Genomic DNA, 1,764 nt, shown 5'->3' with positions numbered 1-1,764 from the left:
CCTCCATAACACTGTAATTTTGCTCAAGGACTAACTGGGCGGATTCCAGTTTGAATTCAGGGCTAAAACTTCTTTTCATCATGTCACCTGTTTGATTGTTGAAGTAAAAATATCACCTTTATTACGGTGACCAAAATTACTGTGCCACATCAATATTTTTGAGGGTACGCTCAAACACCGGCCACTGATCAACCAGATAACCATACTTCTGCGCGCACTGGCTCGGGTTGCTGTTGCAGAAGTTCATCATTTCCTGCTGATTACGGATATTGGTCTCCACCATATCCTTGATGACTTTTTGACAACTGTCCCCCTCACAGTTCCGGGCTTGCTGCGCAAAGCGATCCAGATCATTGACACTTAAAAAGTTATTCTCAATAACAAGTAGTATCCAAACTCGCGATCATACTGGCCGGAATTAAGTAGCTAAGGATCTGAAGAGGATTTTCTTTTGCGAATTTCTTCTATCTTCGCCAATACCCAAATCCCAATTCCAACAGGCAATCCTGCACCAACTCCTACTCTCGCAGTGTAAATAAAATCATTCCAATGATAATTAAAATAACCATTTTCAAAATAATAAAATGCAGGTACAGCTAACCCTGCAATAAAGGCTAAAAGAAAAATAAACGATGTCCAGTAAACTGTAAGTAGGATAAAAGCTTTTAATCCTATTCGTTTATTTTCCATTTTTAGCTCCATTTTCTTTTATCTGGTTTTCAATACCAGTGCCTATTACTGTACCTACAACAGTACCTCCGATAGCCCCACCTATTTCTGACGCTACAGGACTGACAACGACAGGAGCCAGTTTATCTGTAATTATTTTTCCACCTTTAGCACCCGCTACAGTACCAACAGCCGCACCTATAACAGCTCCAGTTGCATCTTCACCTTTAAGCTGGCTACCTAGCCAAACTCCACCAATATTTACCCCTTCTGTATATATCAAACCTTTACCTTGGGTTAATGCTCCTACCCCGGCAGCTATAAGCGTGTCAGTATAACTGTAACTCTCGTTTAGTTTCATAGTGATAAGCTGTTTTCCGGTGTCAGATATTGCACCCAGTAAAGCTCCACCCACTACAGCTGCGGTCCCAGCAATAGGAGCAACTATAGTGCTTCCCACAGCAGAAGCACCTGCACCCCAAACGACCAACAATCCTCTTACCGGGTCTTGCCCTTCCGGGTGATCGCCTTTGGCATGTTTTGACAATGCTGCCGAAATCTCTTGAGAGGATTGACCTTCATTTAACATAGCGGTAGCCAGACTTGATGCTGATCGACCGTAATCTGCCATCCCTTTTGGTAAACTCAGTGCATTATTGTCCGTCGCATTCTTCCCGGCCTGAGCACCAGTAATGGCGCTCCCGGTAGAGTCACCGGCAATGCCGCCTGCCAGCCCGGCTGCCAGGGTAGAAAGGGTGCTGATAGTTTGTTTCTGCTCCTCCGTTAACTCACTGACGTTAGCCTTATCGCCGTAAAGCTGCTTAATCAGTACCTGAGCCGCCAATTCACCGGACACGGCGCCGGCTGCTCCCGCCAAAGCGTTGTTACCACTGACTTCCGCCGCCACGGCACCTAAAATCGCATGGGCCAGCGTGTTGGTGGCGATATCCACCTGATGGGTTTGTGGGTCAGTTGTTAGATCTTTAATCACACCGGCCAGATATGGCGACGCACCGCCGGCCAGCGCCTGACCGAGATTGTTCCCCGCTAAGCCCTGAATCGCTGCCGTGGCTGCCTGTAACGCTTTTTGATATT

General features: G+C 46.4%; 3 protein-coding genes. All 3 read right to left on the bottom strand.

Translation table 11 applies throughout. The annotated features are described in order from the left end of the window. Positions 1 to 136: 136 nt before the first annotated feature. Positions 137 to 283, bottom strand: a complete 147-nt coding sequence (locus tag KZ793_RS22180; RefSeq protein WP_225817245.1) for a hypothetical protein — start codon at positions 281 to 283, stop codon at positions 137 to 139. 143 nt (positions 284 to 426) lie between these two features. After that, entirely contained in the window at positions 427 to 690 is a 264-nt protein-coding gene (locus KZ793_RS22175) for a hypothetical protein (protein ID WP_225817244.1), read from the bottom strand. Continuing rightward, positions 680 to 1,764: VENN motif pre-toxin domain-containing protein (locus KZ793_RS22170; protein WP_225817243.1), on the bottom strand; the 1,085-nt coding region annotated here is incomplete at its 5' end. The genes KZ793_RS22170 and KZ793_RS22175, both read right to left, overlap by 11 nt.

The organism is Photorhabdus antumapuensis, from assembly GCF_020387775.1.
In the GTDB taxonomy this organism is placed as follows: Bacteria; Pseudomonadota; Gammaproteobacteria; order Enterobacterales; family Enterobacteriaceae; genus Photorhabdus; species Photorhabdus antumapuensis.
This window is presented reverse-complemented; position numbering and strand designations above follow the sequence as displayed.